Genomic DNA, 26,776 nt, shown 5'->3' with positions numbered 1-26,776 from the left:
CCTGCTCCGCCCGACGCAATCCTTGGTTGCGAACTCAATGTTAACAAATAACATCGAGTTGCGCCAAGATTCCTAACAGGATTGTTACGGTTAACGCTCGGCAGAGGATAAAGGTGTGGACACATCTTCGAGCGACCGCCCTTCGGCGGCGAAGCCGAGCCGCCACTCGGTCGCCGCCGCCACCAGCATCAGCGCCGCCGCGATCAAATAGCCCCACATGATGTCCCCCCGCTCCCCGCCGGAGATCAGCCAGCCGAACAGCGTCGGCCCCACCACGCCGCCCACCGCCGTGCCGATGGCGTAGAACAGCGCGATGGCCATGGCCCGCATTTCCAACGGAAAGCTCTCGCCCACAGTGAGGTATGCGGCGGAGGCCGCAGCGGATGCGAAGAAGAAGATCAGCGTCCAGGCCGCCGTCTGCTCCCAGGCCGAGAGCCAGCCTTGCGCGAAGGCGAAGCCCGTCGCCGCCATGAGCAACCCAGCGAGGCCATAGGTCGCGGTGATCATCTGGCGACGACCGATCGTGTCGAAGAACCGCCCGAGCACCAGCGGGCCAGCGAGGTTGCCGAGAGCGAAGGGCAGCATGAACCAGCCGACGTGATGGGCCGGGGTCGCGTAGAACTTCGTCAGCACCAGGGCATAGGTGAAGAACACCGCATTGTAGCAGAAGGCCTGGCAGGACATCAGCGTCAGGCCGAGGATCGCCCGGTCGCGATGGGTCCGGAACATGGTGTGCCAGATCTCGGCGAGGCTGGCGGCACCGCGGCGGTTGAGCACCGTCGGGCCATAGGTGGTGGGCGGCAGGGGGCCCTTCTCGGCCGCCACATCGCGCTCGATGGCCGAGACGATCCGCTCGCCTTCCTCCGGCTTGCCGTGCAGCATCAGCCAGCGGGGGCTTTCCGGCAGGTGGCGGCGGAGCAGCAGCACCACCAGCGACAAGGCGCCGCCGACGATGAAGGCGGCGCGCCAGCCGATCTCGGGGTCGATGATGGCGGGGTCGAGCACCACCAGGGACGTGATGGCACCGATCGCGGCGCCGCCCCAGAACGTGCCGTTGACGTAAAGGTCGACGCGACCGCGCAACCGGGCGGGGATGAGTTCCTGAATGGCGGAATTGACCGCGGCGTACTCGCCACCGATCCCGGCCCCGGTCAGCATCCGGCAGAGCGCGAAGGTCCAGAAATCCCAGGCGAAGCCGGTGGCGATGCTGGCCAGCATGTAGACGATGAGGGTAATGAAAAAGAGGCGCCGCCGCCCGATCCTGTCCGCCAGCCAGCCGAAGCCGAGCGCCCCGGCCACCGCCCCCACCAGATAGGCCGAGGCGGTCAGCCCGATCTGCGTCTCGGTAAGCGCGAGGCTCGGGCTCTGATGGATGGCGCCGGCCAGGCTGCCGACCAGCGTCACCTCTAGCCCGTCGAGGATCCAGGTGATGCCGAGGGCGATAACGACGCGCCAATGGAAGCCGCTCCAGGGCAGGCGGTCCAGCCGTGCCGGAACGTCGGTGCTGAACTGGCCGGAATTGGGGGTGTCGCGCATGCCGCCTGGGTCTCCTCGGGCGGGGCAACGCATGGCGCGGTGTTTCGCTGCCTCATCGGCAGGGGCGGAAGCGTATCTCCTCTGCCTGCGCCTCGACCCGGCTGCCGGTGTCGTCCGCATCCGTGCCGATCACGATCTCCTGCAGGGGCGGCGGCTCGCCACCGAAGGCGGCGCGCCAATCGGCCGCCAGGTCCACCCGTTCCTCGAACCAGCGGCCCGGCGGGGTCGCAGCCGGGCGGAGCACCCGCACCATGCCGAGCCCTGCCATATGTGGGCTGGGGAAGGCGGCCGGCTCCCGCCCCGTCCCGCCCCAGACATAGAGCAGCACGCTGCGCGGCAACGGATGGCTGCCCGCCGCCGCCTGGGCGAAGGCATGCTGACTGCGCTGCCAGAAGGTGACGCGTGTCGGCCAGCCGGCGAATCCGACGGCGACGGCAAGAGCCCGGTCGTCGCCGCTGGCGCGGGTGAGGTCGGTCGGCGGCGGCCCGGCATCGACACGCCAGCGCCAGGAGAGGCATTCCGCCCCGCCCTGCACGCGGCGCCAGACGAAGCTGCCCTCGCCCCTCCCCTCCACCGCCACACCGCCTCCGGGCAGCGGGCGGAAGCGCGCCGGGGCCACGCCATGCCATTCGGCATGGCGCCAGCCGGCGGTTTCCAGGGCAGTGGGCGGCGTGGCCGGCCCGGCCCCCGCCACCAATGTCATCGCCAGGGGCATGGCAAGCCTGCGCATCTGGGCTTAGATGCCGCCGGAACCGTTTGAGACAAGGAGCAGGCCATGCCCGAGATCGAAATCGCCGCAGCCGATGGCAGCGGACGCTTCGGCGCTTACCTGGCAATGCCGAAGGCCACCCCGGCCGGCGCCGTGGTGATGATCCAGGAGATCTTCGGCGTGAACGACGCCATGCGGCAGCTTTCCGACTGGGTCGCCGAGATGGGCTTCATCGCCATCAGCCCCGACCTGTTCTGGCGCCAGGAGCCGGGCGTCTCGCTCGACCCGGATGCCGGCCAGGCCCAGTGGGACCGCGCATTCGCCCTGATGAACGGCATGGACCAGGACAAGGCGGTGGAGGACCTGAAGGCCACCGTCGCCCATGCCCGCACCCTGCCCGGCAGCAACGGCAAGGTCGCCACCATGGGCTTCTGCCTCGGTGGCCGGCTAGCCTACATGATGGCGGCGCGCTCCGATGCGGACGCCAATATCAGCTACTACGGTGTCGGCCTCGAAGGGCTGCTCGGCGAGGCGGACGGAATCAAGTCGCCGCTGATCCTGCACATCGCGGAGAAGGACAAGTTCGTCCCGCCCGAAGCGCAGGCGAAGATCCTGGCCGGGCTCTCGGGCCACAGCCAGGTCGCGGTGCATGTCTATCCGGGCGTCGACCATGCCTTCGCCCGCATGGGCGGCCATTCCTGGGACGCGCGGGCGGCCACCATCGCCAATGGCCGCAGCGCGGAGTTGCTGGCCAAGACGATCGGCTGACCTCAGCCGTTCGCCTTCAGATAGGCGATCAGGTCGTTGAGCTGCTGCTCGTTGCGCAGTCCCGGATAGGACATCGACCCGGCCGGGACCACCGCCTTCGGGTTGGCGAAATAGGCGCGGAGCGTGTCCTCGTCCCAGGTGAGGCCACCCCCTGCCTTCTCCCGCATGCTGGCCGAGTAGCGGAAGCCCTCGATGCTGCCGGCCTTCCGCCCGACCACGCCATGCAGGTTCGGCCCGACGCCATTGCGGCCGCCCTGCTCTATGGTGTGGCAGGCGCGGCACTGGTTGAACACGCGCTGCCCCGCCGCCGCATCCTGCGCCGCGGCGGGCAGGGCGGGGGCGAGCAGCAGCGCGGCGAGCAGGGCAGGACGAATCATCAGGCGCTCCTCTCGGTCAAGATGGTCGGGGCCCAAGCGCGACTCAGCTCCATGGGTTGCGGCGGGCCGCGCTGCCCCAGGGGCTCGCGGCCGGGGCCGGCTGCCGCCAGGTGGGCGCGGGAGGCGCCATCGCCAGCAGCCGGCGGATGCGCTCTTCCGTCGGCGGATGGGTGGTGAAGAGGCTGTCCATCCGCAGCCCCGAGAGCGGGTTGACGATGAACATATGCGCGCTGGCCGGATGCGCCTCCGCGGTGTGGTTCACCAGCCCCTGCTTGTAGTGCTCGAGCTTCTGCAGCCCGCTCGCCAGCCAGCGCGGGTCACCGCAGATCTCGGCGCCGAGCCGGTCGGCCTCGTATTCCCGGCTGCGGCTGATCGCCATCTGCACCAGCATGGCGGCGATCGGCCCGACGATCACCAGCAGCAGCGCGCCGATCGGGCCGAAGGGGTTGCGCCGCCCGTCCTCCGACCGCCCGCCGAAGAGGAAGCCAAACTGCGCCAGCATGCCGATGGCGCCGGCCAGCGTCGCCGTCAGCGTCATCAGCAGCGTGTCGCGGTGCCTGATATGCGCCAGCTCATGCGCGACGACGCCCGCCACCTCCTGCTCCGACATCAGGTTGAGCAAGCCGGTATTCACCGCGACCGCGGCATTCTCCGGGTTGCGGCCGGTAGCGAAGGCGTTCGGCTGGTCTTCGTGGATGACGTAAAGCGCTGGCATCGGCAACCCCGCCCGCTGCGCCAGCCCCTCCACCATCCGGTAGAGCCGCGGCGCGCTCTCCGGCGCGATGGGCTCCGCATTGTGCATCGAGAGGACCACGCGGTCGCTGTTCCACCAGGACCAGAGATTGGTGGCGCAGGCGACGAGGAAGGCGATGACCATGCCCTGCCGCCCACCGAGCATGTAGCCGATGCCGAGGAACAGCGCCGTCAGCCCCGCCAGCAGGATCGCGGTGCGCAGATATCCGCCCATCAGATGCTGTCCCTCCTCTCCGTTGCGCGTTGGCATGCGCAAGGCAGGACACCAGATGAGGCTGGACCCTGTCACGCGACAAGAAGGAGATGCCGATGTCCGACCCGACGCCGCTGCCCCCGAGCGACCCGCCCTCCCCGGTGCCGCCGATCCCGACGCCGCCGCCCGGCCCCGAGATCCCGCCCCCGCCGGTGACCGACCCGACCGGCCCCGACATGCCCATCCCCGGCGATCCGACCATGCCGCCCGCCGGTGACCCGCCGCCCGAGCAGCCGCTGCGGATGAAGGAGGTCGGCGGCCCCTCCGGCCCCGAGCCCACCCGCTACGGCGACTGGGAGCGGAAGGGCCGCGTCAGCGACTTCTGATCCCGATTCGGTCCCTGACCGGAGCGGGAACAGGCTTGTGGGTAGCGCTGCGGATCACCCACAAGCCTTTGTGGCGAAAGGCTTTCCGGCCAGCCCGAGTCGCCCGTCAGCGATTCGTTCGCACGACTCGGGCCAGGGCCCTGATTCTAGGGCATCTAATTTTCGCGCTCTGGCCTCACGATTCACCCGTTGTTCCAGTCCCTAGCCGACGCGGTTCGCCACCAGCTCCTGCACCACCCCCGGATCGGCGAGCGTGGAGGTGTCGCCAAGCGCCTCGGTCTCGTTCGCCGCGATCTTGCGGAGGATGCGCCGCATGATCTTGCCCGAGCGCGTCTTCGGCAGCCCCGGCGCCCATTGGATGGCATCCGGCGAGGCGATCGGCCCGATCTCCTTCCGTACCCAGGCCACCAGCTCCTTCCGCAGCGCCTCGGAGGGCTCCTCGCCCGTCTTCAGTGTCACGTAGCAGTAGATGCCCTGGCCCTTCAGGTCGTGCGGCATGCCGACGACGGCGGCCTCGGCGACCTTCGGATGGGCGACCAGCGCACTCTCGATCTCGGCCGTGCCCATGCGATGGCCGGAGACGTTGATGACGTCATCCACCCGCCCGGTAATCCACCAATAGCCGTCCGCATCCCGCCTTGCGCCGTCGCCGGTGAAGTACATGCCGGGGAAGGTGGAGAAATAGGTCTGGATGAAACGCTCATGGTCGCCATAGACCGTGCGCGCCTGCCCCGGCCAGCTGTCGAGGATGACGAGGTTGCCCTCCGTCGCCCCCTCCAGCAGCTTGCCCTCGCCATCCACCAGCGCCGGCTGCACGCCCGGCAGCGGCAGCGTCGCGGAGCCCGGCTTCTGCGCCACCGCACCGGGAAGCGGCGAGATGAGGATGCCGCCCGTCTCCGTCTGCCACCAGGTATCGACCACCGGGCAGCGCTCATCCCCCACCACCCGGTAGTACCAGAGCCAGGCCTCCGGGTTGATCGGCTCGCCCACGGAACCCAGGATGCGGAGCGATTGCCGCGAGGTCTTCTTCACCGGCCCCTCGCCGTCGCGCATGAGCGCGCGGATGGCGGTCGGCGCCGTGTAGAAGATGTTGACCTGATGCTTGTCCACCACCTCCCAGAAGCGGGACACGGATGGGTAGTTTGGAACGCCCTCGAACATCAGCGTCGTCGCGCCATTCGCCAGCGGGCCGTAGACGATATAGGTGTGCCCCGTCACCCAGCCGACATCGGCCGTGCACCAGTAGATCTCGCCCGGCTTGTAGTCGAAGACCAACTCATGCGTGTAGCTGGCCCAGACGAGGTAGCCGCCCGTCGTGTGCAGCACGCCCTTCGGCTTGCCGGTGCTGCCGCTGGTATACAGGATGAAGAGCGGGTCCTCCGCCTCCATCGGCTCCGGCGGGCATTCGGCCGGCTGCTTCGCGGTGATCTCCTCGTAGGCGTGGTCACGCCCCTCCTGCATCGGCACCGCGGCGCCGGTGTTCCTGACGACGACCACCGACCGGATGCTCGGGCAGGTCTTCAGCGCCTCATCCGCATTGGTCTTCAGCGCCACCGTGCGCCCGCCGCGCCGCCCCTCATCCGCGGTGATGAGCACCGTGCACTCGCTGTCCTGGATGCGCGACGCCAGGCTGTCTGGCGAGAAGCCGCCGAAGACGATGGAATGGATGGCACCGACCCGCGCGCAGGCCAGCATCGCCACCGCCGCCTCGACGATCATCGGCAGGTAGATGCAGACCCGGTCGCCCTTCTTCACGCCCAGCTCGCGCAGCGCATTGCCGAGGCGGCAGACCTTCGCATGTAGTTCCTTATAGGTGACCTTGGCGTCGCTGTTCGGGTCGTCGCCCTCCCAGATGATCGCCACTTGGTCGCCGCGGCTCGCCAGATGCCGGTCGAGGCAGGAGACGGAGGCATTCAGGACCCCGTCCTCGAACCAGCGGATCGAGACATCGCCACTGAAGCTGGTGTTCTTGATGCGGGTCGGCGGCTTGATCCAGGCGATGCGCCCCGCCTCCTTGGCCCAGAAGCCACCCGGATCGGCTGCGGCCGCCTCCGTCATGGCGGTAAGCTGCTCGCCGGTCACATGGGCGGAGGCGGCGACCGCCGGCTTCACCGCGATCAACTGGTCGTCGGACATTCTGGTGTCTCCCCTCAGGCGGGTCCTTATATGGGCAGTTTGGCCATGCCGCCTTGAGCCCCGTCAATCGGGCAAGCGGCGCCTTGACGCGGGCGTTTCGTTGCCAATACGTTCAGGCATCATCGGCCGGCCTGCGCCTGGTGCGGCATGTTGCGACATGGGGCATCGGCGCGGACGGGGCGAAGTGGGTTTTGTCCGAACGCTGCAGCTTCCGCTCAGGCGCCGGCATCCGCCGGCACCACCAGTATCCCCTCTTCCACCCGGCAGGGCACCATCTCCAGCGTCTGGCCGATGCAGGGGCCACTGATGCAGACCCCGTCCTCGATACGGAAGCGGGCACCATGCGCAGCGCAGACGATGTAGGTCTTGCGGGTGTCGAGGAAGCGGTTCGGCAGCGGCTCCAGCGGCAGGCCGATATGCGGGCAGGAGTTCACATAGACCCGGATCTCGCCGCCCTTGCGGACGGCGAAGAGGCCGGTGAAGCGGCCGGCCGGTGCGGGAAAGCCGCGCGCGGCCCCCTCCTCGATCTCATCAGCCGGGCACAGCACCCGCTCATCGGTACCGATCACCGGGCGAGGCCCAGCCGCTCATGCCAGTCGGCGATGCTCTCCTCCGGGTAGCGCTCATGCCGGCGGTCCTTCGGGCCCGCCTCCACTGCCACCCAGGTGGCCTTGAACTCTAGCATGATATGCGTGCTCTCCGGCGGCTCGGGCAGCGGCGTGTCGATGGCCGAGGCGAAGGGATGGATCAGCTCCGGCCAGCGCGCGTCATAGAGCCAGAGCGAGCTGCCACAAACCCCGCAGAAATGCCGCTCGGCCGGGCTGCGATGCGCGCGGGCATCCTCGGGGTCCTTCAGCCGGGCATGGTAGACGGTGATGTGCTGCTTCCCCTGGACCCGTAGCGAGGCATTGTCGCCGCCCAGGTTGATGGCATAACCGCCCCCGCCCTGAGTCTTGCGGCAGATCGAGCAGTAGCAGCGCTGGTAAGGGTAAGGGTGCGGGCTCTCCAGCTGGAACCGCACCGCGCCGCACTGGCAGGACCCTTCGAGCCGCATCCCCTCACCCCTTTTCCACGCCACCCATGCGACACAGGATGGCCCAATGCGGGTCGGAGACCGGCATCACGGAAAGGCGCGACTGCCGGACCAGGGCAAGATCGGCCAGCTCCGACGTGCCCTTGATGGCGGCGAGCGTCACCGGGTGCGGCACCGGCCGCAGCGCCTTCATGTCGACACAGACCCACCGGCCCGTCTCATCGGTGGGATCGGGATAAGCCTCCCTGACCACTTCGACGATGCCGACGATCTCCTTCCCCATATTGGAGTGGTAGAAGAAGGCCCGGTCGCCGAGCCGCATGGCGCGGAGGTTGTTGGCCGCGAGCGCATTGCGCACGCCGGTCCAGGGCTCCACGCCATTCGCCACCTGCTGGTCCCAGGAGAAGGCATCCGGCTCGCTCTTCACCAGCCAATGGGCCATGGAATGGAGACACCTTTCGGACGTAGGCCCTTCCGCGGCCTCGCCGCGGAAGCCAGTGCGGGGCCCTGGTCGTTGGCGATAACCCGGAGCCCCCACGACACTGCTTCGCGGCGTCGTGCGAAGTAATCAGCCAACCGGCATGGTCTGCGCCAGCGGCGGCAGCGCCACGACCTTGGCATACCAGGCCTCCAGCTTCGGGTGGCCCGGACGCCAGGGCTCGTGCGGGAAGCGGAAGTCAAGATAGCCGAGCGCGCAGCCGATGGTGATCTCGCCGATCGTCGTGAGCTGGCCGAGCGACTCCGCCTCCGCCTCCAGTACGTCGAGGGCGCGGGCGACCTTGCCCTGTTGCAACGCGATGTACTCCTGCCGGCCCTGGTCCTGCGGCAGGGCCACCTCGCGCCGGCGCGGCTGGCTCGCATCCATGATGCCGTCGCCAAGCGCCTGCTGCCGCAGCGCCGTCCAGCGCGCCGGGCCGGGGGCGGGGAAGAGCTTTGGCGCATCGCCGATGCTGTCGAGGTATTCGCAGATGACCGGGCTGTCGTAGAGCGCCATCCCGTCATCGGTCAGGAAGGACGGCACCTTGGAGAGCGGGTTCACCGGCAGCAAGGCCGGGTCCGTGGTCGGGACCTTCCAGCGCTCGATGCTGCTGTCCAGCCCTCGGGCGATGGCGCAGGCCACGACCTTGCGGACATAGGGGCTGGCGGGCGAGTAGGCGAGCTTCATGGCGATTCCCTCCATACAGGGCGAAATCTTCCAGAGCCCGGGCTTTGCCGCAAGCGCCCGTGGCGCAAGGTTATGACTGACAAATCGCGCGGATCGCGCTATTCCCCGGCGAATCGAAAGGAGTGCAGTGCGTGTCGAAGAAGTTCCTGACCGACGTCATCGTCAAGTCGACCGAGATGCCGACCATCGCGGCCAACGCCCTGGCGAGCGACATCATCGCCGCCATCAAGGGGGAGATCGTCGAGACCGGCCGGTTCACCATCCCCGATTTCGGCGCCTTTATCGTACGCGAGACGGCGAAGCGCACCGCGCTCAACCCTCGCACCGGCGAGAAGGTAGCGGTGAAGGCGGGCGCGACCGTCCGCTTCAAGGCCAGCCCCTCGCTGAAGGACGCCGCGCTCGCCGGCATGAAGAAGGCGAAGCGCAAGGCCGCCAAGGCCTGAGGTCACGCCCCTTGCCTCCGCGCAAGGGGACGCGCCTTATCCTCCCGCTGCCACAGGGAGGATAAGGCCGTGATCCGCTTCCACTACAACCTCGCCCCGAACCCGACCAAGGTCGCCCTCTGCCTCGAGGAGATGGACCTCCCCTACGAGCCGGTGCCCGTCGACACCCGCAAGGGCGAGCAGCACAGCCCCGAATTCCTCAAGATCAACCCGAATGCCAAGGTCCCCGCCATCGAGGACAGGGGCACGGTGGTGTTCGACAGCAACGCCATCCTGCTCTACCTCGCCGAGAAGACCGGACAGTTCCTGCCGCCCGCCGGCGAGCGCGGCCCGATGCTCTCCTGGCTGATGTTCGTCGCCACCGGCATCGGCCCCTATTCCGGCCAGGCCGTCCACTTCACCCGCTTCGCACCGGAGCCGAAGGACTATGCGGTCAGCCGCTACGTCTTCGAGGCCAGGCGCCATTGGGGCATCCTCGACGCCCGCCTCGCCGACCGCCGCTTCATGCTCGGCGACGACTACGGCATCGTCGACATGGCCGTCTGGGGCTGGTCGCGCCTGGTGCCCTTCGTCCTCGGCGAAGAGGCCTTCGCCACCCTGCCGAATGTCAAGCGCCACCTCGATGACATCAACGCTCGCCCCGCCGCCGCCCGCGCCCTGGCGCTGAAGGACCGGCACGCCTTCAAGGCGGAGATGGACGAGGCGGCACGGCTGGCGATGTTCCCGCATCTCGCGCAGAAGACCGCCTGAGTCCACCCGCCACGGCGGCGATGTTGTCGGCGCCGCCATCGGGCGCGTCCGCTGCATCGTCGCCGGCCATCGTGTCATGCCGGCGCAGCGGGAACCCCGGCGGCGAGGGCGACGTTCGGCCGTCCATGCGCGCATCCTTCCTCGCCTTGCTCGTCCTCGTCCTCACCGGCTGCGGCGAGCAGGCCAGCCTGCCGGTCGGCGCCGGCACCGGCCCCAACCCGCAATTGCCGCCGCCGCGCTCGAGCTGGATCCCGACGGTCAACATCGCCCCCGCCCGCGGCTGGCCGGAGGGCGCCGCCCCGGCCCCGGCCGAGGGCCTGCGCGTCCAGGCCTTCGCCGCCGGGCTCGACCATCCGCGCTGGCTCTACATCCTGCCGAATGGCGACGTGCTGGTGGCGGAGACCAATGCCCCACCGAAGCCGGACGATAACCGCGGCATCCGCGGCTGGGTCATGGGCTTGGTGATGAAGCGCGCCGGCGCCGGGGTGCCGAGCGCCAACCGCATCACCCTGCTGCGCGACGCCGATGGCGACGGCGTGGCCGAGACGCGCTCGGTCTTCCTTGAAGGTCTGAACTCGCCCTTCGGCATGGCGCTGGTGGGCGACAGCCTCTTCGTCGCCAATGCCGATGCGGTGGTCCGCTTCCCCTACCGCACCGGCGAGACGCGCATCGCCACGCCGGGCGAAGTGCTCGCCCCGCTTCCCGGCGGGCCAATCAACCATCATTGGACGAAGAACATCGTCGCCAGCGCCGATGGCACGAAGCTTTACGCCAGCATCGGCTCCAACAGCAATGTCGCCGAGCGTGGCATGGAGGCAGAGACGGACCGCGCCGCCATCCTCGAGATCGACATCCGCACCGGCGAGCGCCGCGTCTTCGCCTCCGGCCTGCGCAACCCGGTCGGCATGGCCTGGGAGCCGCGGACGCACCGGCTCTGGACCGCGGTCAACGAGCGCGACGAGATCGGCAGCGACCTGGTGCCGGACTACATGACCTCGGTGCAGGAAGGCGGCTTCTACGGCTGGCCCTACAGCTACTATGGCCAGCATGTGGATGAACGCGTCCAGCCACAGCGGCCGGACCTCGTCGCCCGCGCCATCCCGCCGGATTACGCGCTCGGCCCGCACACCGCCTCGCTCGGCCTTGCCTTTGCCGAGGGCAGCCGCCTGCCCGCACCCTTCAAGGACGGCGCCTTCATCGGCCAGCACGGGTCATGGAACCGCCGGCCGCCGAGCGGCTACAAGGTGATCTTCGTCCCCTTCGCCGATGGCAAGCCGAGCGGTCCGCCGGTCGATGTGCTGACCGGCTTCCTCGATGCCGATGGCCATGCGCTCGGCCGCCCGGTCGGCGTGACCATCGATCAGGGCGGCGGACTGCTGGTGGCAGACGACGTTGGCAACCGGGTCTGGCGGGTGAGCGCCGCCCGGTAGTCCGGCCGGCTACCCCCGCAACCCCTCGAAGGTTAGCTCCGGCGGCGCCTCCACCGGGCGCGACCGGGCGATGACCCGTGCGGCCGGCAGGCGGATGCGGCAGCGCAGCCCGCTTGCCGCCCAGTCCCGCGCCACCGTGCCGCCGAGTTGCCCGGCGAGCGTCGCCTCGATCACCCGCGTGCCGAAGCCACGCCGAGCCGGCTCGCCGGCCAGGGCTGGACCACCCTCCTCCGTCCAGTCGATCGCCAGCTGCCCGTTCTGCTCCGCCCAGCATAGCCGCACCCGGCCGGCGGCGGTGGAGAGTGCGCCGTATTTCATCGCATTCGTGGCCAGCTCATGCACCGCCATGGCGATGGGCTGCGCTGCCACCGCGGCCAGCGTCACCGCCGGCCCTTCCAGCCGCATCTGCTCCGGCCCGGCGAGGAAGGGCTCCAGCTCGCCCTGCAGCAGCACGCGCAGGTCGGCGCCCGTCCAGCCCGCCTCGGCCAGCAGCGTATGCGCCCGCGTCAGCGCGGCGACGCGCCCTTCCACGGCGCGGGCGAAGGCCTCCGGGTCGTCGCGCGAGGTCAGCCGCAGCGCGGCCTGCACCACGGCCAGGGCGTTCTTCGCCCGGTGGTCCAGCTCCCGCGTCAGCAGCGCCTGTCGTTCTTCGGCGCGCACCCGGTCGGTGATGTCGAGGTTGACGCCGATCATCCGCACCGGCCGCCCCGCCGCATCGCGCAACACCCGGCCAAGGGCGAGGATGCTGCGGATGCCGCCATCTCCGGCATGGCGGATGCGGAATTGCCGGCGGAAGCCGCCATCTTCGTCGCTGGCCGGGGCCATGGCGTGCAGCCGGTCCTCGGGCAGGATGCGCGCTTCGAAAACCTCGCGGCTCGGCGGGCCTGCGGCGGGGTCGAAGCCGGTCAGCCGGTACTGCTCCGCGGACCAGACGGCCTCGCCCGTCACCATGTCCCGCTCCCAGCTGCCGAGGCCTGCCGCCTCCTGCGCCAGGCGCAGCCGCTCCTCGCTCGCCCGGCCCGCCGCCTCGGCCAGCTTCAGCGCGGTGACGTCGACATGCGCGCCGATCATGCGCAGCGCGCGGCCCTCGGCGTCGCGCTCGATCTCGGCGCGGGCGGCGATCCACCGCACCTCGCCGTCCGGCGCGTGGATGCGATATTCCTGCGCGTATTCGGTGATGCCGCTGCCATCGGACACGGCGTCGAGGAAATTCCGCTCCGCCCGCTCCCGGTCCTCCGGATGCAGCCGCGCCACCCAGTCGGCATGCCGCTCGATCCGCGCCTCACCGGGCATGCCCTGGACGGACATGTACTCGCCGGAGCGAAGATTGACGCCGGAGCGCAGGTCGATCTCGAACCCGCCGACCCGGCCGATGCGCTGCGCCCGGCGCAGCTGCGCCTCGCTCGCCGCCAGCGCCGCCGAGCCGGCCGCCAGCTGCGCGCCGAGCTGCTTCATCCGCCGCGCCAGCATCGCCGACAGGCCGACCAGGCCAAGGCTTGCCAGCACCATGGCCGCACAGTACCAGCCGACGCCGCGGGATGCGTCATCGGCCGACCAGTAAGGCATGGTCGCCACGACGGACAGGATGATGGCGAGCAGCAACGGCAGGCACCAGGCGAAGTCGGGCAGCCACCTCGTCCTGCGCTCGGGCTGGGCGCCGTCAGGGTGCATGGGCCGGCGAAGCCTGCTGCTGGGCCTGGCGCTGGCCGGGTGCTCCGCGCTGCCGCCACCCGACCCCGCGCCGCGCATCGGCGAGGTCACCGTCATCGACCGCGGCTGGCATACGGATATCGCCCTGCCGATTCACGCGGCGCCGCTGCATCCCTGGCTGGCCGGGCTCGCTGCGGGCTTTCCAGGAATGCAGACCATGGTCCTCGGCTTCGGCGACCGAAGCTGGCTGCTCGACCGTGACCGCTCGCCGCTCGCGCTGCTGCGGGCCCTGCTGCCAGGGCCGGGGGCCATCCTGCTGACCGCTTTGTCCGCCCCGCCGGAGACGGCCTTCGGGCCCGAGCATGTCGTCCGTCTTCCCCTCACCGCGGGACAAATGAACCGGCTGCAAGAATTCCTGGCGGGCAGCCTCGATCCGCATTGGCGGCTGCCCAACGGCCGGTGGGAGGCCCTGGCGAACGGCCCCTATCCCGGCAGCGTCTTCCAGGCTTCCTCGATCATCTACTCGGCCGGCTACACCTGCAATACCTGGACGGCCCAGGCCCTGGCCGCGGCAGGCCTGCCCGTCGATGCGACGGGCGTGCTCTTCGCCGAACAAGCCATGGCCTGGGCCCGCCAGGCGGCCCAGACCCTCAGCGGGCCGGGACGACCACCGTGCCGGCCGGCGGCGGGCTCGGGTTGCTGCTGCTGAAGCTGAGGCAGCCGGAAAGGCTGACGGCAGCTAGGATCAACAGGACGGTTTGGCGCATCGGGTCCTCCTTCGGCCATGAAGCGGCGTCCCTACGCAGCACCCCGGAATTAGTTCCGCATCCCGTGCGTTACGCAAAGGAAAAAACATCGTGCGCCGAATCGGCCGCGACAGCCGGCCATCTGGTATGTCAGGGTACGACCAATGCTCTGACAGGAATGCTGCCATGCGCTATTGGGTCCTGGCTTTTCTACTGGTAGCCGCCTTGCCGGGCTGCGCCGAGAACAGCTTCGGCACCCCGCAATGGCGCGACAATGCCGAGGCGCCGGCCTGGCGCCGGCCGGGCTCGGCCTTGCCGCCGATCCAGCACTTGCCCGCCCCGGCCTACAGCGCCAGGGCCTGACGGCTAGGAGGGCGTCAGCCGCAGCGCCCCGTCCAGCCGGATCGTCTCGCCGTTCAGCAACGGGTTGGCGGCGATGGCGAGAACCAGCGCCGCCACCTCCGCCGGCTGGCCCAGCCGGTTCGGGAAGAGCGGCAGCCGCCCCAGCGCCTCCCGCGCCTCCGCCGGCATGCCCGCCAGCATCGGCGTCTCGATCAGCCCCGGCGCGATGGTCATCACCCGAATGCCGAACCGCGCCAGCTCCCGCGCCGCCGGCAAGGTGAGGCCGACGACGCCCGCCTTGCTCGCCGCATAGGCGCACTGGCCGATCTGCCCCTCATAGGCGGCGATCGAGGCGGTGTTGACGATGAGTCCCCGCTCCCCGGTCGCCAGCGGCTCGAGCGCGGCCATCCGCGCCGAGGCCAGGCGCAGCAGGTTGAAGGTGCCGGTGAGGTTCACCCTTACGACCTGCTCGAACAGGCCGAGCGGGTGCGGCCCCTGCCGCCCAGCGACGCGCGCCGCCGGGGCGATGCCGGCGCAGCTGACGGCAAGGCGCAGCGGGCCGAGCCCCGCCGCCGCCTCCACCGCCGCCTCGACGGCCGCCTCGTCGGCCACGTCGCCGGCCGCGGCTACCCCGCCGATGCGGTCGGCGACGGCTTCCGCCGCCTCGCGCTTCAGGTCCATCACCACGACGCGGGCGCCGGCCGCCGCCAGCGCCTCGGCCGTCGCCGCGCCGAGGCCGGAGCCGCCGCCGGTGACGACTGCCGCAATCCCCTTCACATCCATCGCTTTTCTCCCCGCAGATCAGCGGCGCGCGAGCGGCCTCGCCCGCCAGCCGGGCGCCAGCACCCGGTAGCCATCCGCGGTGAGGATCGCATCCCGCGCCGGGTCGTGCGAGGCCTCGGCGAGCGCCAGGCTCTCCGCATCGCGCAGGATGTAGAGCGTCCCCGGCTCATAGGCGCCAGAGCGGAGGATCTCCGCCACCTTGGCCCGCAGCGCCGCCGCCCGCCCCGCATCGACCCGCGCCATGTAGACGGAATCCGTCGGCATCCCCGCCTGCGCCGCGAAGCGGGCGATGGACTCCCACCCTTCGCCCATGTTCGAGGCCGGCACCGCCCGCACCCGCGCATAGGCCCCGGCAGCCTCCGCCCAGAACGGGTCGAAGAGCCGTTGCGGCACCCCCGCCGGCGCCCCGGCGACGAAGGAATGCCGCCGCTCCAGCCCCGGCCGCAAATCGACCCATTGCAACGCCAGCAGCCCGAGCAGCAGCCAGCCCGCGCGCCGTCCGCCCCAGGTCCGCGCCACCAGGGCGATGGCGCCGAGCATCAGCGCATAGGAAAGCGGCCAGACCATCCGCTCCGCATTGCGCAGCATCCCGGCGATCGCCATCGCCCGGTCCGGCAGGGCGAAGAGCACCCCTCCCCTGCCTCCCACGGTCACATGCGGGGTGATGGCGAAGGCGAGCAGCGCCAGCAGCGCCGCGGCCAGCGGCCAGAGCCGGCGCGGCAGCCCCACGGGCCGGCGTAGAAGCGCGATCAACCCCGCCGCCAGCAGCAGCAGCCCGCCGAGGCCGAGATAGCTGCTCCCGGCCTCCCAATGGCCGGGGTCGGGCAGGTCAGGCAACAGGCCGGACCACAGGCCGCCATCGGCATAGGCCAGCAGGTCGAAATTCCAGGTTCCGTAGCCCCCAGCCTCGCTCCCCGGTCCGCTGTCGTAGCCGCCTCGCAGCAGGAAGAAGCCGCCCGTCCACAGCGCACCCCCTACGGCCAGCGGCACCGCCACCGCCTCGGCGATGAGGACCCTGCCCCGTTCCAACCAGGCCCGGCGCAGCCAGTCCGCCGCCCAGAGCGGCATCGCCATGGCGAGCAAATAGGAATGGATCAGCGCCGTCACCGCCAGCAGCGCCGCCCAGCGCAAGGCATGCCAGCTCCCCTGCCCCCGTCCGAGCGCCAGCAGCAGCGCCGCCAGCAGCACCCATTGCCCGGCAAGTGGCGTATGCCCGGCCATCCGGTTGACCAGCATCGGCTGCAAGGCCAGCAGCCCCGCCCCGCAGACCCGCGCCAGCGGATCGCGCGTGGCGAGCCCCACCAGCCGCCAGCCGAGGACCCCTTGCAGCACCCCGCAGGCCAGCAGCCAGGGCCCGACATATTGCGGCACCTCCACCACCCCCCGCAGCGCTTTCAGCACCAGGGCGAGCAGCGGAATGGCGTCGGCGAAGTAGATCGCCGTGCCGAGCTCCATCCCGTAATCGGGGTTGGCACCCGGCGGCAGCAGCCAGGGGCCGCTGCGGAAGTAGCTCCACCCCAGCCAGAGCTGCACCGGGTCGGGCCCCAGCGGCCCCGCCAGCAGCCAACCCTGGTTGCGCGGGTCCATCGGGCCGAGGCCAAAAACCGCCAGCACCACCGCCGCCCCCGCCAGAGCGGCCAGCGACGCCCCGAGCCAAGCCTTCCCCGCCGTCATCCACCCTCCTTATCGTGACAGGACGAAACGCCGCCACAGCGCCATGGATGACCTGTATCGCCGCAATGCACCGGTTCGTTGCTATCCGGCTGATCCCGGCGGCCCTTCAGCCGTTGTCATGCGGCTTCGATATTACAGGACGGAGGCAATGCGGGTTCTGCTGATCGAGGATGACGCGCTGCTGCGCATGGTGCTGTCCGACCGTCTGGCCGATGAGGGCATCGACGTGCAGGGACTCGCCAATGCCGAGGATGCGCTCATCCTGCTCGGGGCGGGCCAGGTGCCGGATGTGCTGGTGACGGATATCCGCCTTGGCGGCGGGCTGAGCGGCTTCGACCTAGCGGAGGTGGCGCGGGCCAAGCACCCCGAGGTCGGCGTCATCCTGATCAGCGGCACGCAATTGGAGGATATGCGGCACCGGCTGCAACGGCGGGAGATCTTTCTCGAGAAACCCTTCCAACCGGAGGCGCTGGCCGCCGCGATCCGCCAGGCGGCGGCGAAAGAATAGGCACTTTCGATCTCACCCGCGCAGATCGCAGGCTGAACACGTCCGACGGCGCTTAATTCCAGTGCAACAGCCCCTTGCTGTGCCGTCCCGGCGCGGCGAGCCTCTCCGGCATGACCGGCGCTACCCTCGACCGCCCGATCCTGGCCCCCGCGCCGTTGCGCCTCGTCCGCGCCGCGCTCGCCCTGCTACGGCGCTTGGTCGACTACACGCTGATCCTGCTGCTCGCGGCGATGCTGCTCATCGTCTTCGCCCAGGTGGTCGGCCGCTACCTCTTCAACCACTCCATCCCCGGCGCTGACGAGGCGGCGACCTTCGCCCAGATCTGGATGGTGCTCCTCGGCGCCGGCTATGCCATGCGCCAGCGCCTGCATGTTGCGATCGAGCTGGTGATCGAGCGCCTGCCGGTGCCCGCCGCCCGCTTGCTGCTGGTGCCGGTGGCGGGCCTCTGCCTCTGGTTCCTCTGGGTCGTGGGCCAGGGCGGGCTGCTGCTGATGCAGGTCGGCGCCTGGCAGACCAGCCCCGGCCTGCAGGTCCCGATGGACATCCCCTATGCGATGATCCCCATCGGCGCCGCCTATTTCGCGCTCGAGGCGGGGCTCTCCTTCGGCGCCGCCATCCTCGGTCTCGAGAAGGTCACCACCGGCGGCGGCGTGAGGGTCGACTGATGGGCCTCACCTTCGGCTCCTTCGCCCTGCTGCTGGCCGCCGGCGCGCCGATGGTCTTCGTCCTCGGCGTCGCCGCGGCGCTGACCCTCGTCGTCGCCACCGACGTGCCGATGGTCGTCGTCGCCCAGCGCCTCTACAACGGGCTCGACAGCTTCCCGCTGATGGCGATCCCCTTCTTCATCCTCTCCGGCCTCATCATGGAACATGGTGGCTTGGCGAAGGCGATCGTCGGCCTCGCCGCCGCGCTGGTCGGCTGGGTGCGCGGCAGCCTCTTCATGGTGGCGACGGTCACCTCCACCTTCCTCTCCGGCATTTCCGGGAGTGGCAGCGCGGATACGGCGGCCGTCTCCTCGATCCTTCTCCCTGAGATGCGCCGCCGCGGCTACGACATCGACTACTCCGTCGCGGTGGTCGCGGCGGCCGGCGCGCTCGGGCCGATCATCCCGCCCTCCATCATCATGGTCGTGCTGGCGATGGTCTGCGACCTCTCTGTCGGCGCCATGTTCCTCGGCGGCATCATCCCCGGCCTCATCGCCTCGCTCGGCCTGATGGTGACGCATTGGCTCTACGCCAGCCGCGACCCGGGGCGTTACACCGACACGCAGCCCTTCAGCGTCCCCCGCCTGCGCGACGCCTTCGTCCGCGCCATCCCGGCGCTGGTGCTGCCCGTCATCATCGTCGGCGGCATCGTCGGGGGCGTCGTCACGCCGACTGAGGCGGGCGTGCTGGCCGTCGCCGCCGGCCTCGCCATCGACCTCCTGATCTACAAGGAGCTGAAGCTCGCCGCCCTGCCCGACCTCATGCTGCGCACCGTCGGCATCTCGGCGGCGGTGATGATCATCGTCGGCACCTCCTCCATCTTCGCCTGGCTGGTCGCCATCCAGGACGTGCCGGGCATGATCGCCGGCTGGTTCGACGCGGTCGGCGGCAGCCAGGTGCTGTTCCTGCTGATGGTCAACATGCTGATGCTCTTCGTCGGCATGTGCTTCGAGGAGATCTCGGCCCTCCTCATCCTCATGCCGGTGCTGATGCCGGTCGCCATCAAGCTCGGCATCGACCCGCTGCATTTCGGCCTGGTGATGTCGATCAACCTCTCGATCGGGCTGGTAGCGCCCCCTTACGGCATCTGCACCTTCGTCGCCTGCACCGTCGCGCGCCGGCCGGTCGGCGCCGTCGCCCGGGTGATCTGGATCCCGCTGATCCCGCTCGTCGCCGTGCTGATGCTCTGCACCTATGTCCCCGCCGTGGTGCTCTGGCTGCCGCGCGCCCTGATGCCATGAGGAAACCGATGACCCACCGCAGATCGCTCGCCGCCGGCCTCGCCGCCGCCTGGGTCGCCCGGCCTGCCTTCGCACAGACCACACTGCTGCGCGCCGCGCACACCAACGCCATCGGTGAGGTGCAGGACGAGGGCCTGCGCTTCATGGACCGGCGCCTGCGGGAGATCACCGGCGGGAAGCTCGGCCTGCAAGTCTACCCCAACGGCCAGCTCGGCAACGAGCTGCCGATGGTCGAGGGCGTGGCGCTCGGCACAATCGACCTCGCTGTGCCCTCGCATGCCGCCTTCGCCAATTTCGTGAAGGACTACCAGCTTCTCGACATGCCCTTCCTGATCCGGGATTACGGGCATCTTGCGCGCGTCGCCGGCACGCCGGCCATCGCCCAGCTCGCCCAGGCGGCGCAGGGCCGCGGCTTCCGCATGCTCGGCCTCTATTCTTCCGGCGTGCGGCACCTGATGACGCGGGATGCGGTCGGCTCCATGGCCGAGCTGCGTGGCAAGAAGATCCGTACCCAGCAGAACCCCGTCCATGTCGCCGCCTTCAACGCCTTCGGCGCCAATGCCACGCCGCTGGCCTATGGCGAGCTCTACAGCGCCCTCCAGGTCGGCGTCGTCGATGGCGCCGAGGCCGCCTACACCAATTTCGTCGCGCAGAAATTCTATGAAGTCTGCAAGCATTGGACGACGGTGGGCTGGCTGAGCCTGACGGCGCCGGTCGTCCTCTCCGAACGGAAGTTCCAATCCCTCGCCCCCGACCTCCGCAACGCCCTGATCCAGGCCGGCGAGGAAAGCGCCGTCTTCGAGCGGCAATTCGTCGTCGATGGCGAGGCGAAGCTGGTCGAGCAGGTGAAGGCCCAGGGCGTCACCATCCACGAGCCGGACAAGGAACCCTTCCAGCGCGCCGCGCGTCCGCTCTACGACCGTTTCCTCGCCTCCGCTGCCGACAGAGCGCGGCTGACACTCGTGCAGGAGACAGCCTGATGGCCACCGGACCCGTCTTCTGGCGCGCCGCCGCCGCCCGCTGCGGCCTCACCGTGCGTGAGCTGGAACCCGCCATCGGCGTCGAGATCGGCGGCATCGACCTCGCCGCGCTCGAGGATCCGGAGATCACCGCCATCCTCCGCGGCGCCGTGGTCGAGCGCACCCTGCTGCTGGTCCGCGGCCAGCGGCACCTCACGCCGGCCGGCTTCCTCGGCTTCGCCGCCCGCTTCGGGCGTGATTTCGACCTGCACAGCCGCCGCGACCTCTGCCTTGCCGACCATCACGAGATCTTCGTCGTCGGCAATGCGATGGAGAACGGCAAGGCCGTAGGCGCGCCGAAGGTCGGCCTCAATTGGCATACCGACCACTACCACTTGGAGCATGCCGCGCTCTTCACCTTCCTTCATGCCATCGCCATTCCGCCCGTCGCCGGCGAGACCAAATACGCCAACGGCATCGCCGCCTTCGAAGCTCTGCCGGAGGCGACCCGCAGCCGCATCACCGGCCTCAAGGTCCGCCACAGCCGCGCCCGGCTCTACCGCGCCCTCTTCCCCGATGCCTCGGAGGAGCAGTGCCAGGCCGAGGCCGCCCGCTTCCCCGACGTGATCCACCCCCTCGTCCGCACCCATCCGGAATCCGGCCGCCGCGGCCTCTACCTGGGCGGCGAGTGGGGCAGCGAGATCATCGGCCTGCCAGAAGCCGAGAGCGCCGTCCTATTCGCCGAACTGCTGGCCCATATGACGCAGCCGGAATTCGTCCACGAGCACCATTGGCAGCCGGGCGACGTGCTGATGAGCGACAACCGCTGCAGCCTCCACCGCGCCACCGAATGGGACGAGGGTAAGTACAGCCGCCGCCTGCACCGGTTGATCCTGCTGGACGACCGCCGGCCGGAGTAGGACTTGGCGGCCGCCCGCGCCCGGGGCTAGCCTCCCCGGCCACACGGCCCGCCAAGGAAACAAGAATGTCCCTCAACGCCCTGGACGGCCCCCGCATCCGCCATCTCAGCAATGCGGGCGAGCCCTATCAAACGATCCGCCTCGACAAGCTGACCTCGGTGATCGGCGCCGAGATCGAGGGCGTCAACCTCGGCGGCCCCATCGCCCCGCGACAGATGGAGGAGATCAAGCGGGCGCTGGCCGAGCACCTCGTCATCTTCTTCCGCGACCAGCGGATGACGCAGGAGCAGCACCTCGATTTCGGCCGGCAATTCGGCCCGCTCCACCTCCACCCCGCCGCACCGCACGAGCCGGGCCACCCGGAGCTGATGGTCATCAAGGCGGATGCCAATTCCGTCCGCGCCAATGGCGAGGGCTGGCATTCCGACGTCTCCTGCGACGAGGAGCCGCCGATGGGCTCCATCCTCTACATCAAGGAATGTCCGCCGAATGGCGGCGACACGCTCTTCGCCAGCATGTACGCCGCCTATGACGCGCTGTCGGACCGGATGAAGGCCTATCTCGAGGGCCTCACCGCGCTCCACGACGGGGAGCCGGTCTATCGCGGCATGTTCGCCAAGGACGGCGTGGCCGACAAGGCGAGCTACCCGCGGGCGGAACACCCGGTCATCCGCACCCATCCGGTGACGGGCAAGAAGGCGCTCTACGTGAACCGCGGCTTCACCGCCCGCATCCTTGGCATCCCGCGCGACGAGAGCGACGGCATCCTCCGCTATCTCTACGAGCATATGGAGAACCCGCTCTTCCAATGCCGCTTCCGCTGGCAGCCGAATTCTGTCGCCTTCTGGGACAACCGCTGCGCCCAGCACCGGGCGATGTGGGACTACTGGCCGCATCGCCGCTACGGCAACCGCGTCACGGTGAAGGGCGAGCGACCTGTCTGAGATGCGCCTCGCCGACCGCCGCATCCTGCTGATCGTCTCGGGCAGCATCAGTGCCTATAAGGTGCTTGAGCTGACGCGCCTGTTGCGCAAGTCCGGTGCCGCCGTCACCGGCGTGCTGACGGCGGGCGGTGCCCGTTTCGTGACGAAGGAGGCGCTGGCCGGCATCACCGGGCAGCGCGTGCATGACGACCTCTGGGCGGCGGAGGCGGAGATCGGCCATATCCGCCTCGCCCGCCTGCCCGACCTGGTCGTCGTCGCCCCCGCCTCGGCCAATATGCTGGCGAAGATGGCGAATGGCTTGGCCGACGACCTGGCGAGCACCATCCTGCTGGCGACCCGCGCCCCGGTGCTGGTGGCGCCGGCGATGAACACGGCGATGTGGGAGCACCCGGCGACCCGCGCCAACATGGCCGCGCTGACCGCCCGCGGCGTCCGCCTCGTCGGCCCGGGCGTGGGCGCCATGGCCGAGCCCGAGAGCGGCCCCGGCCGCCTCGCCGAACCGGCCGAGATCCACGCCGCCATCGAGGCGATTCTGGCGCCTGAGGCCGGGCCGCTCGCCAGCCGCCACATCCTCGTCACCTCCGGCCCGACGCATGAGCCGATCGACCCGGTGCGCTACATCGCCAATCGCAGCAGCGGCAAGCAGGGCCATGCCATCGCCGCCGCCCTTGCCGCGCTCGGTGCCCGCGTCACCCTGGTCGCCGGGCCGGTGACGCTGTCCGACCCGCCGGGCGTCACCACGGTGCATGTCGAGACGGCCCGGGAGATGCTCGCCACCTGCGAGGCTGCCCTGCCCGCCGATGCCGCCGTCATGGCCGCCGCCGTCGCCGACTGGCGCGTGGCCCACGAGGCCTCGCAGAAGATGAAGAAGGAGCCCGGTGCCGACGCCCCGACCCTCGCCATGGCGCTCAACCCCGACATCCTGGCAACCGTCTCCCGCCATGCGCAGCGCCCCCGCCTCGTCATCGGCTTCGCTGCCGAGACGGAGAAGGTCGTCGAGCACGCCATCGCCAAGCGCGCCCGCAAGGGCTGCGACTGGATCCTGGCGAATGACGTCTCCGGCGAGGTCATGGGGGGCGACGCCAACCGAATCCACCTCGTCACCGACGAGGGCGTGGAGAACTGGCCGGAGATGGCGAAGGCGGAGGTGGCCGAGCGTCTTGCAGCGCGGATCGCGGCCTGGCTCGGTTAAGCTTCGTCTCGCAGCCGTCTTAAAAGATCACGAATACGACTCAAGAAAGGAATGCGAAACACATTCCTGTGACCATATCTTCAGCGAAGGACCCATTTCATTGCAAATGGTGTTCCCCATCGCCCCTCGCTGAACACAAGCCCGCCGGATCATCGGTCATGTTCCAGACCCTGTTCACCCGCCTTCGTCATTGGCTCACCTACCGGCCGGAGCGGCGATACATGCGAGGCCGGGCGTAACCGCTACTCCTCCAGCATGTCGCGCAGCCAGGCTTCTCCCTCCGCGGAGAGGTTATGCCAGGCGGCGTCGGCCGAGATGCGGGTGATGGTGAGCACCACATCCGGCGCATCCTCCTTCTTCAGCGCCCGCAGCAGGTGGTCGCGGAGATAGGCGGGGGAGACGCCCGTCGCTACCAGCACCGCGCGCGGCGTGATCGGCCAGTGCTCCGGCGCGATCTCGAAGATCGCCTCGAAGAACACCTTCTCGGCCGAGGCCGGGGCGGCGCCGAGGTCATGCAGGACGAGGCAGAGCGACATCGATGGGGAGTCCTTCCTCAGGCCGGGTGAAGATGCGTGACCGTGGCCCCGGAGGTGGCGGCAACCGCCTCCGCGACCAGGGTCCGGTGACAGCGCGCCGGATCGGCTTCCAGGCATAGCAGGCAAACCGTTTCGTGTCGTGCGCGATCCGTAAGCGCGGCCAGCGCCGCCTGCGGCTCGAGCCCGGCGAGATGCGCGCCGAAGATCCGCCGCATCTCCCCGGGCCGCTCGGCCCGCACCGCCGCCCGCCCCTCGGCCGGGGTGCCGAGCGCCTTCACATGCTGATAGCCGATGCCGGCTTCGGCCAGCGCCGCCGAGAGCGCGGTCTTGGCGAAGCCCGGCTTCCGGCTGTTTGCCAGCGCCCGCACGTCGACCAAGGTGGTGACGCCGGCACCATGCAGCGCCTCGATCAGCCGCGCCGGCGTCGCATCCTCATAGCCGATGGTGAAGAGCGTCACCGGCCGATGGCGGCATGGGCCGCGAGGCAGGCCATGTCGAGCAGCTGGGTCACGCTCGCATCCATCGGCACGATCTGGACCGGGCGCGACATGCCCATCAGCAGTGGGCCGATGGTCGTGGCGCTGGTCAGGCGCGGCACCGCCTTGGTGAGGATGTGCGCGGCATGCAGCCCCGGCATCACCAGCACATTGGCCGGCCCCGTCAGACGGCAGAAGGGATAGAGATGCGCTCGCAGCACCGGGTCCAGCGCCACATCGGCCGCCATCTCGCCGTCGTACTCGAAATCCACCTTCCGCTCGTCGAGCAGCCGCACCGCCTCGCGCAGGCTTCCCGGAATATGCCCCTTGGGGTCGCCGAAGGTCGAGAAGGAGAGGAAGGCGACGCGCGGCTCATGCCCGAGCCGCCGTGCGGCGGCGGCTGATTGCACTGCGATCTCGGCCAGCGTCGCCGCATCCGGCCGCTCGTTGATCGCGGTATCGGCGACGAAGACCGTGCCCGAGACGCGCGCCAGCATCAGCGTCAGGCCGAAGGTCACCTCCCCCGGCGCCGGGTCGATGGCGGAGGCGATGCCCTCCAGCGCCACCGCATAGCTCCGCGTCACGCCCGTCACCACCGCATCCGCGTCCCCCAGCGCCAGCATGCAGGCCGCGAAGACGTTGCGGTCCTGGTTGACGAGGCGTTGGCAGTCGCGGAACAGGAAGCCCTCGCGCTGCCGCCGCGCATAGAGGAACTCCGCATAGCGCCGGTTGCTGTCGGAGTTGCGCGCATTGCGGATGGTGATGCCCGGCGGCAGCTGCACGCCGAGCGTCCGCAGCACATTGGCGATGCGGTCCTCACGCCCCACCAGCACCGGCGTCCCATAGCCGGCATTATGGAAGGCGAGCGCGGCGCGCACCACCTTCTCCTCCTCGCCTTCGGCGAAGACGACGGTGCGCGGATTGGCCCGCACCCGCTCGGTGATGAGCTCCATCGCATTCGCCGTCGCATCCAGCCGCCCGGCCAGCGTGCGGGCATAGCGCGTAAGGTCGGTGATCGGCTTCCGCGCCACGCCGCTCTCCATCGCCGCGCGGGCGACGGCGAGCGGCACGCGCGAGATCAGCCGCGGGTCGAAGGCATTGGGGATAATGTAGTCCGGCCCGAAGCGCAGCGACTTGCCGGGGCCGCCGCCGGCGGTGTTCACCTCCTCCGGCACGTCCTCCCGCGCCAGCATGGCCAGCGCCCGGGCAGCCGCGACCTTCATCGCGTCATTGATGGTGCTCGCCCGCACATCCAACGCCCCGCGGAAGATGAAGGGGAAGCCGAGGACATTGTTCACCTGGTTCGGGTAGTCGCTGCGGCCCGTGGCGATGATGCAGTCCGGCCGCACCGCCTTCGCCTCCTCCGGCGTGATCTCCGGGTCCGGGTTCGCCATGGCGAAGACGATGGGCTTGTCGGTCATGCTGCGCAGCATCTCGGGCGTCACCGCGCCCTTCACCGAGAGGCCGAAGAAGCAGTCGGCCCCATCCATCGCCTGGGCCAGCGTGCGCTTGCTGGTCTCGACCGCATGGGCCGATTTCCACTGGTTCATGCCCTCGGTGCGGCCGCGGTAGACCACGCCCTTGGTGTCGCAGAGGATGACGTTGCGCGGCGTGACGCCCATCGCCTTCATCAGCTCGGCGCAGGCGATCGCCGCTGCGCCGGCGCCGTTGATGACGATGGTGATGTCGCGCAGCTCCCGCCCCGTCAGGTGGACAGCGTTCAGCAGGCCGGCGGCGGCGACGATGGCGGTGCCGTGCTGGTCGTCATGGAAGACGGGGATGTCCATCACCTCGCGCAGCCGCTGCTCGATGACGAAGCACTCGGGCGCCTTGATGTCCTCGAGGTTGATCCCGCCGAAGGAGGGACCGAGGTGCTTCACTGCATCGACGAACTGGTCCACATCCTCGGTGTCGACGCAGAGGTCGATGCCGTCCACATCGGCGAAGCGCTTGAAGAGGGCGACCTTGCCCTCCATCACCGGCTTCGAGGCGAGCGCGCCGAGATTGCCGAGGCCCAGCACCGCCGTGCCGTTGGAGACGACGGCGACGAAATTGCCCTTCGAGGTATAGTCATAGGCCAGCGCCGGGTCGCGGTGGATATGCAGGCAGGGCTCTGCCACACCTGGGCTGTAGGCCAGGCTCAGGTCGCGCGCGGTGATCAGCGGCTTCGTCAGGCGGATCTCCAGCTTGCCCGGTCGCCCCTCGGCATGGAGCGCCAGCGCCTCCTCCGGGGTCACCCGCGCGGTGCGCACATCCGCGAGTGAAATGGGAGGCAGGCTGCCCTTGTGCCCATCATCCATGGCCGTTCTCTTCCCCAGGAGCCGTTGCGGCGGCGCATCCGCCCGCCCTTTGTGAGGAGGCAGTGTCGCAGCCGTCGGCGGCTTCGTGAAGTCCGCGGGTTTGCGGCTGCGAAGATGCCGGC

The 26,776-nt window shown here is 69.8% G+C and carries 29 protein-coding genes; 14 read left to right on the top strand and 15 right to left on the bottom strand.

Features of this window, described 5'->3' with window-relative positions:
- Window positions 1-90 precede the first annotated feature (90 nt).
- Window positions 91-1,536: an MFS transporter gene (locus tag EP26_RS05825; protein ID WP_043336798.1), complete on the bottom strand. Its 1,446-nt coding sequence runs from the start codon at window positions 1,534-1,536 to the stop codon at window positions 91-93.
- Window positions 1,537-1,588: 52 nt separating this feature from the next.
- Window positions 1,589-2,251 (bottom strand): DUF3047 domain-containing protein, encoded by a 663-nt coding sequence (locus tag EP26_RS31700; RefSeq protein WP_052388847.1) that lies wholly within the window; start codon window positions 2,249-2,251, stop codon window positions 1,589-1,591.
- A 60-nt stretch (window positions 2,252-2,311) separates the two neighbouring features.
- On the opposite strand from EP26_RS31700, the gene EP26_RS05815 reads away from it, so the two are divergent.
- Complete coding sequence (locus EP26_RS05815) at window positions 2,312-3,013, top strand: dienelactone hydrolase family protein (RefSeq protein WP_043336796.1); 702 nt, start codon at window positions 2,312-2,314, stop codon at window positions 3,011-3,013.
- A gap of 2 nt (window positions 3,014-3,015) precedes the next feature.
- On the opposite strand, the gene EP26_RS05810 is transcribed toward EP26_RS05815, so the two are convergent.
- Together EP26_RS05810 and htpX are read right to left on the bottom strand one after the other, a co-directional pair.
- The gene (locus tag EP26_RS05810; RefSeq protein ID WP_043336792.1) at window positions 3,016-3,390 is read right to left on the bottom strand and encodes a c-type cytochrome; all 375 of its coding nucleotides are present in this window, start codon (window positions 3,388-3,390) and stop codon (window positions 3,016-3,018) included.
- 43 nt (window positions 3,391-3,433) lie between these two features.
- Window positions 3,434-4,357, bottom strand: coding sequence for a zinc metalloprotease HtpX (gene htpX, locus EP26_RS05805; RefSeq protein WP_043336789.1), 924 nt, complete (start codon window positions 4,355-4,357; stop codon window positions 3,434-3,436).
- A gap of 239 nt (window positions 4,358-4,596) precedes the next feature.
- Here htpX and EP26_RS39010 point away from each other — a divergent pair, with 239 nt between their 5' ends.
- The gene (locus tag EP26_RS39010) at window positions 4,597-4,722 is read left to right on the top strand and encodes a DUF1674 domain-containing protein (protein WP_456303867.1); all 126 of its coding nucleotides are present in this window, start codon (window positions 4,597-4,599) and stop codon (window positions 4,720-4,722) included.
- 201 nt (window positions 4,723-4,923) lie between these two features.
- On the opposite strand, the gene acs is transcribed toward EP26_RS39010, so the two are convergent.
- The 5 genes from acs to EP26_RS05775 all read right to left on the bottom strand — a co-directional run bounded on the left by acs (window position 4,924) and on the right by EP26_RS05775 (window position 9,056).
- The gene (acs, locus tag EP26_RS05795; protein ID WP_043336784.1) at window positions 4,924-6,858 is read right to left on the bottom strand and encodes an acetate--CoA ligase; all 1,935 of its coding nucleotides are present in this window, start codon (window positions 6,856-6,858) and stop codon (window positions 4,924-4,926) included.
- Window positions 6,859-7,073: 215 nt separating this feature from the next.
- Entirely contained in the window at window positions 7,074-7,427 is a 354-nt protein-coding gene (locus EP26_RS05790; protein ID WP_245624301.1) for a Rieske (2Fe-2S) protein, read from the bottom strand.
- Window positions 7,424-7,912: a GFA family protein gene (locus tag EP26_RS05785; protein WP_043336781.1), complete on the bottom strand. Its 489-nt coding sequence runs from the start codon at window positions 7,910-7,912 to the stop codon at window positions 7,424-7,426. The genes EP26_RS05790 and EP26_RS05785 overlap by 4 nt, the downstream gene beginning before the upstream one ends.
- Window positions 7,913-7,916: 4 nt before the next feature.
- Window positions 7,917-8,333, bottom strand: coding sequence for an EVE domain-containing protein (locus EP26_RS05780; protein WP_043336778.1), 417 nt, complete (start codon window positions 8,331-8,333; stop codon window positions 7,917-7,919).
- Window positions 8,334-8,459: 126 nt separating this feature from the next.
- Window positions 8,460-9,056: a glutathione S-transferase family protein gene (locus tag EP26_RS05775; protein ID WP_043336954.1), complete on the bottom strand. Its 597-nt coding sequence runs from the start codon at window positions 9,054-9,056 to the stop codon at window positions 8,460-8,462.
- Window positions 9,057-9,187: 131 nt separating this feature from the next.
- Between EP26_RS05775 and EP26_RS05770 the strand changes: the two genes are divergently transcribed.
- The 3 genes from EP26_RS05770 to EP26_RS05760 all read left to right on the top strand — a co-directional run bounded on the left by EP26_RS05770 (window position 9,188) and on the right by EP26_RS05760 (window position 11,679).
- Window positions 9,188-9,499, top strand: a complete 312-nt coding sequence (locus EP26_RS05770) for an HU family DNA-binding protein (protein WP_043336775.1) — start codon at window positions 9,188-9,190, stop codon at window positions 9,497-9,499.
- A gap of 69 nt (window positions 9,500-9,568) precedes the next feature.
- Entirely contained in the window at window positions 9,569-10,249 is a 681-nt protein-coding gene (locus tag EP26_RS05765; protein WP_043336772.1) for a glutathione S-transferase family protein, read from the top strand.
- A gap of 125 nt (window positions 10,250-10,374) precedes the next feature.
- Window positions 10,375-11,679: a PQQ-dependent sugar dehydrogenase gene (locus EP26_RS05760; protein WP_043336771.1), complete on the top strand. Its 1,305-nt coding sequence runs from the start codon at window positions 10,375-10,377 to the stop codon at window positions 11,677-11,679.
- 9 nt (window positions 11,680-11,688) lie between these two features.
- On the opposite strand, the gene EP26_RS05755 is transcribed toward EP26_RS05760, so the two are convergent.
- Window positions 11,689-13,350 carry a PAS domain-containing protein gene (locus EP26_RS05755; protein WP_052388846.1) on the bottom strand — a complete coding sequence of 554 codons (1,662 nt, stop codon included), beginning with the start codon at window positions 13,348-13,350 and terminating at the stop codon, window positions 11,689-11,691.
- Here EP26_RS05755 and EP26_RS05750 point away from each other — a divergent pair.
- Window positions 13,349-14,038 carry a DUF2459 domain-containing protein gene (locus tag EP26_RS05750; RefSeq protein WP_052388845.1) on the top strand — a complete coding sequence of 230 codons (690 nt, stop codon included), beginning with the start codon at window positions 13,349-13,351 and terminating at the stop codon, window positions 14,036-14,038. The two genes, EP26_RS05755 and EP26_RS05750, sit on opposite strands and share 2 nt — an antisense overlap.
- 223 nt (window positions 14,039-14,261) lie before the next feature.
- Window positions 14,262-14,438, top strand: coding sequence for a hypothetical protein (locus tag EP26_RS34650; RefSeq protein WP_157033418.1), 177 nt, complete (start codon window positions 14,262-14,264; stop codon window positions 14,436-14,438).
- A 3-nt stretch (window positions 14,439-14,441) separates the two neighbouring features.
- Here EP26_RS34650 and EP26_RS05745 read toward each other — a convergent pair whose 3' ends face one another.
- Together EP26_RS05745 and EP26_RS05740 are read right to left on the bottom strand one after the other, a co-directional pair.
- Complete coding sequence (locus tag EP26_RS05745; RefSeq protein ID WP_043336769.1) at window positions 14,442-15,200, bottom strand: SDR family NAD(P)-dependent oxidoreductase; 759 nt, start codon at window positions 15,198-15,200, stop codon at window positions 14,442-14,444.
- 18 nt (window positions 15,201-15,218) lie between these two features.
- The gene (locus EP26_RS05740; RefSeq protein WP_052388844.1) at window positions 15,219-16,874 is read right to left on the bottom strand and encodes a DUF6311 domain-containing protein; all 1,656 of its coding nucleotides are present in this window, start codon (window positions 16,872-16,874) and stop codon (window positions 15,219-15,221) included.
- 148 nt (window positions 16,875-17,022) lie between these two features.
- On the opposite strand from EP26_RS05740, the gene EP26_RS05735 reads away from it, so the two are divergent.
- From EP26_RS05735 to coaBC, 7 genes are all read left to right on the top strand, one after another.
- Window positions 17,023-17,382 (top strand): response regulator, encoded by a 360-nt coding sequence (locus tag EP26_RS05735; protein WP_043336767.1) that lies wholly within the window; start codon window positions 17,023-17,025, stop codon window positions 17,380-17,382.
- Between the two features lie 74 nt (window positions 17,383-17,456).
- Window positions 17,457-18,047, top strand: coding sequence for a TRAP transporter small permease (locus EP26_RS05730; RefSeq protein WP_157033417.1), 591 nt, complete (start codon window positions 17,457-17,459; stop codon window positions 18,045-18,047).
- The gene (locus EP26_RS05725) at window positions 18,047-19,327 is read left to right on the top strand and encodes a TRAP transporter large permease (protein ID WP_043336766.1); all 1,281 of its coding nucleotides are present in this window, start codon (window positions 18,047-18,049) and stop codon (window positions 19,325-19,327) included. The genes EP26_RS05730 and EP26_RS05725 overlap by 1 nt, the downstream gene beginning before the upstream one ends.
- Window positions 19,328-19,335: 8 nt before the next feature.
- Window positions 19,336-20,307: a TRAP transporter substrate-binding protein gene (locus EP26_RS05720; protein ID WP_043336764.1), complete on the top strand. Its 972-nt coding sequence runs from the start codon at window positions 19,336-19,338 to the stop codon at window positions 20,305-20,307.
- Window positions 20,307-21,206 carry a TauD/TfdA dioxygenase family protein gene (locus EP26_RS05715; RefSeq protein WP_052388842.1) on the top strand — a complete coding sequence of 300 codons (900 nt, stop codon included), beginning with the start codon at window positions 20,307-20,309 and terminating at the stop codon, window positions 21,204-21,206. Before EP26_RS05720 ends, EP26_RS05715 begins: the two co-directional genes overlap by 1 nt.
- A gap of 65 nt (window positions 21,207-21,271) precedes the next feature.
- Window positions 21,272-22,150, top strand: coding sequence for a TauD/TfdA dioxygenase family protein (locus tag EP26_RS05710; protein WP_043336762.1), 879 nt, complete (start codon window positions 21,272-21,274; stop codon window positions 22,148-22,150).
- A 1-nt stretch (window position 22,151) separates the two neighbouring features.
- A complete protein-coding gene (gene coaBC, locus EP26_RS05705) occupies window positions 22,152-23,342 on the top strand; it encodes a bifunctional phosphopantothenoylcysteine decarboxylase/phosphopantothenate--cysteine ligase CoaBC (protein ID WP_043336759.1) in 1,191 nt (396 codons plus the stop codon).
- A 242-nt stretch (window positions 23,343-23,584) separates the two neighbouring features.
- Here coaBC and EP26_RS05700 read toward each other — a convergent pair whose 3' ends face one another.
- Genes EP26_RS05700 through EP26_RS05690 form a run of 3 tightly spaced genes read right to left on the bottom strand, consistent with a single transcriptional unit; the run spans window position 23,585 to window position 26,654 of the window.
- On the bottom strand, window positions 23,585-23,878 hold the full coding sequence (locus EP26_RS05700) for a hypothetical protein (RefSeq protein ID WP_043336755.1): 294 nt from the start codon (window positions 23,876-23,878) through the stop codon (window positions 23,585-23,587).
- 17 nt (window positions 23,879-23,895) lie between these two features.
- The gene (locus EP26_RS05695) at window positions 23,896-24,336 is read right to left on the bottom strand and encodes a DUF488 domain-containing protein (protein ID WP_043336753.1); all 441 of its coding nucleotides are present in this window, start codon (window positions 24,334-24,336) and stop codon (window positions 23,896-23,898) included.
- Window positions 24,333-26,654: an NADP-dependent malic enzyme gene (locus tag EP26_RS05690; RefSeq protein ID WP_052388841.1), complete on the bottom strand. Its 2,322-nt coding sequence runs from the start codon at window positions 26,652-26,654 to the stop codon at window positions 24,333-24,335. Before EP26_RS05690 ends, EP26_RS05695 begins: the two co-directional genes overlap by 4 nt.
- Between the last annotated feature and the right edge of the window lie 122 nt (window positions 26,655-26,776).

This window comes from Belnapia moabensis DSM 16746 (assembly GCF_000745835.1).
GTDB classification, from domain to species: domain Bacteria; phylum Pseudomonadota; class Alphaproteobacteria; order Acetobacterales; family Acetobacteraceae; genus Belnapia; species Belnapia moabensis.
This window is presented reverse-complemented; position numbering and strand designations above follow the sequence as displayed.

Bases quoted from the DNA above. Each gene is read 5' to 3' on its own strand.
- EP26_RS05785 (WP_043336781.1), bottom strand. From the start codon at position 7,912: ATGCGGCTCGAAGGGTCCTGCCAGTGCGGCGCGGTGCGGTTCCAGCTG.
- EP26_RS05755 (WP_052388846.1), bottom strand. From the start codon at position 13,350: ATGCACCCTGACGGCGCCCAGCCCGAGCGCAGGACGAGGTGGCTGCCC.
- EP26_RS31700 (WP_052388847.1), bottom strand. From the start codon at position 2,251: ATGCCCCTGGCGATGACATTGGTGGCGGGGGCCGGGCCGGCCACGCCG.
- coaBC (WP_043336759.1), top strand. From the start codon at position 22,152: ATGCGCCTCGCCGACCGCCGCATCCTGCTGATCGTCTCGGGCAGCATC.
- EP26_RS05740 (WP_052388844.1), bottom strand. From the start codon at position 16,874: ATGACGGCGGGGAAGGCTTGGCTCGGGGCGTCGCTGGCCGCTCTGGCG.
- EP26_RS05720 (WP_043336764.1), top strand. From the start codon at position 19,336: ATGACCCACCGCAGATCGCTCGCCGCCGGCCTCGCCGCCGCCTGGGTC.
- EP26_RS05715 (WP_052388842.1), top strand. From the start codon at position 20,307: ATGGCCACCGGACCCGTCTTCTGGCGCGCCGCCGCCGCCCGCTGCGGC.
- EP26_RS05690 (WP_052388841.1), bottom strand. From the start codon at position 26,654: ATGGATGATGGGCACAAGGGCAGCCTGCCTCCCATTTCACTCGCGGAT.
- EP26_RS05815 (WP_043336796.1), top strand. From the start codon at position 2,312: ATGCCCGAGATCGAAATCGCCGCAGCCGATGGCAGCGGACGCTTCGGC.
- EP26_RS05725 (WP_043336766.1), top strand. From the start codon at position 18,047: ATGGGCCTCACCTTCGGCTCCTTCGCCCTGCTGCTGGCCGCCGGCGCG.
- EP26_RS39010 (WP_456303867.1), top strand. From the start codon at position 4,597: ATGCCGCCCGCCGGTGACCCGCCGCCCGAGCAGCCGCTGCGGATGAAG.
- EP26_RS05745 (WP_043336769.1), bottom strand. From the start codon at position 15,200: ATGGATGTGAAGGGGATTGCGGCAGTCGTCACCGGCGGCGGCTCCGGC.
- EP26_RS05825 (WP_043336798.1), bottom strand. From the start codon at position 1,536: ATGCGCGACACCCCCAATTCCGGCCAGTTCAGCACCGACGTTCCGGCA.
- EP26_RS34650 (WP_157033418.1), top strand. From the start codon at position 14,262: ATGCGCTATTGGGTCCTGGCTTTTCTACTGGTAGCCGCCTTGCCGGGC.
- EP26_RS05710 (WP_043336762.1), top strand. From the start codon at position 21,272: ATGTCCCTCAACGCCCTGGACGGCCCCCGCATCCGCCATCTCAGCAAT.
- EP26_RS05780 (WP_043336778.1), bottom strand. From the start codon at position 8,333: ATGGCCCATTGGCTGGTGAAGAGCGAGCCGGATGCCTTCTCCTGGGAC.
- EP26_RS05700 (WP_043336755.1), bottom strand. From the start codon at position 23,878: ATGTCGCTCTGCCTCGTCCTGCATGACCTCGGCGCCGCCCCGGCCTCG.
- acs (WP_043336784.1), bottom strand. From the start codon at position 6,858: ATGTCCGACGACCAGTTGATCGCGGTGAAGCCGGCGGTCGCCGCCTCC.
- EP26_RS05810 (WP_043336792.1), bottom strand. From the start codon at position 3,390: ATGATTCGTCCTGCCCTGCTCGCCGCGCTGCTGCTCGCCCCCGCCCTG.
- EP26_RS05750 (WP_052388845.1), top strand. From the start codon at position 13,349: ATGGGCCGGCGAAGCCTGCTGCTGGGCCTGGCGCTGGCCGGGTGCTCC.
- EP26_RS05735 (WP_043336767.1), top strand. From the start codon at position 17,023: ATGCGGGTTCTGCTGATCGAGGATGACGCGCTGCTGCGCATGGTGCTG.
- EP26_RS05775 (WP_043336954.1), bottom strand. From the start codon at position 9,056: ATGAAGCTCGCCTACTCGCCCGCCAGCCCCTATGTCCGCAAGGTCGTG.
- htpX (WP_043336789.1), bottom strand. From the start codon at position 4,357: ATGGGCGGATATCTGCGCACCGCGATCCTGCTGGCGGGGCTGACGGCG.
- EP26_RS05760 (WP_043336771.1), top strand. From the start codon at position 10,375: ATGCGCGCATCCTTCCTCGCCTTGCTCGTCCTCGTCCTCACCGGCTGC.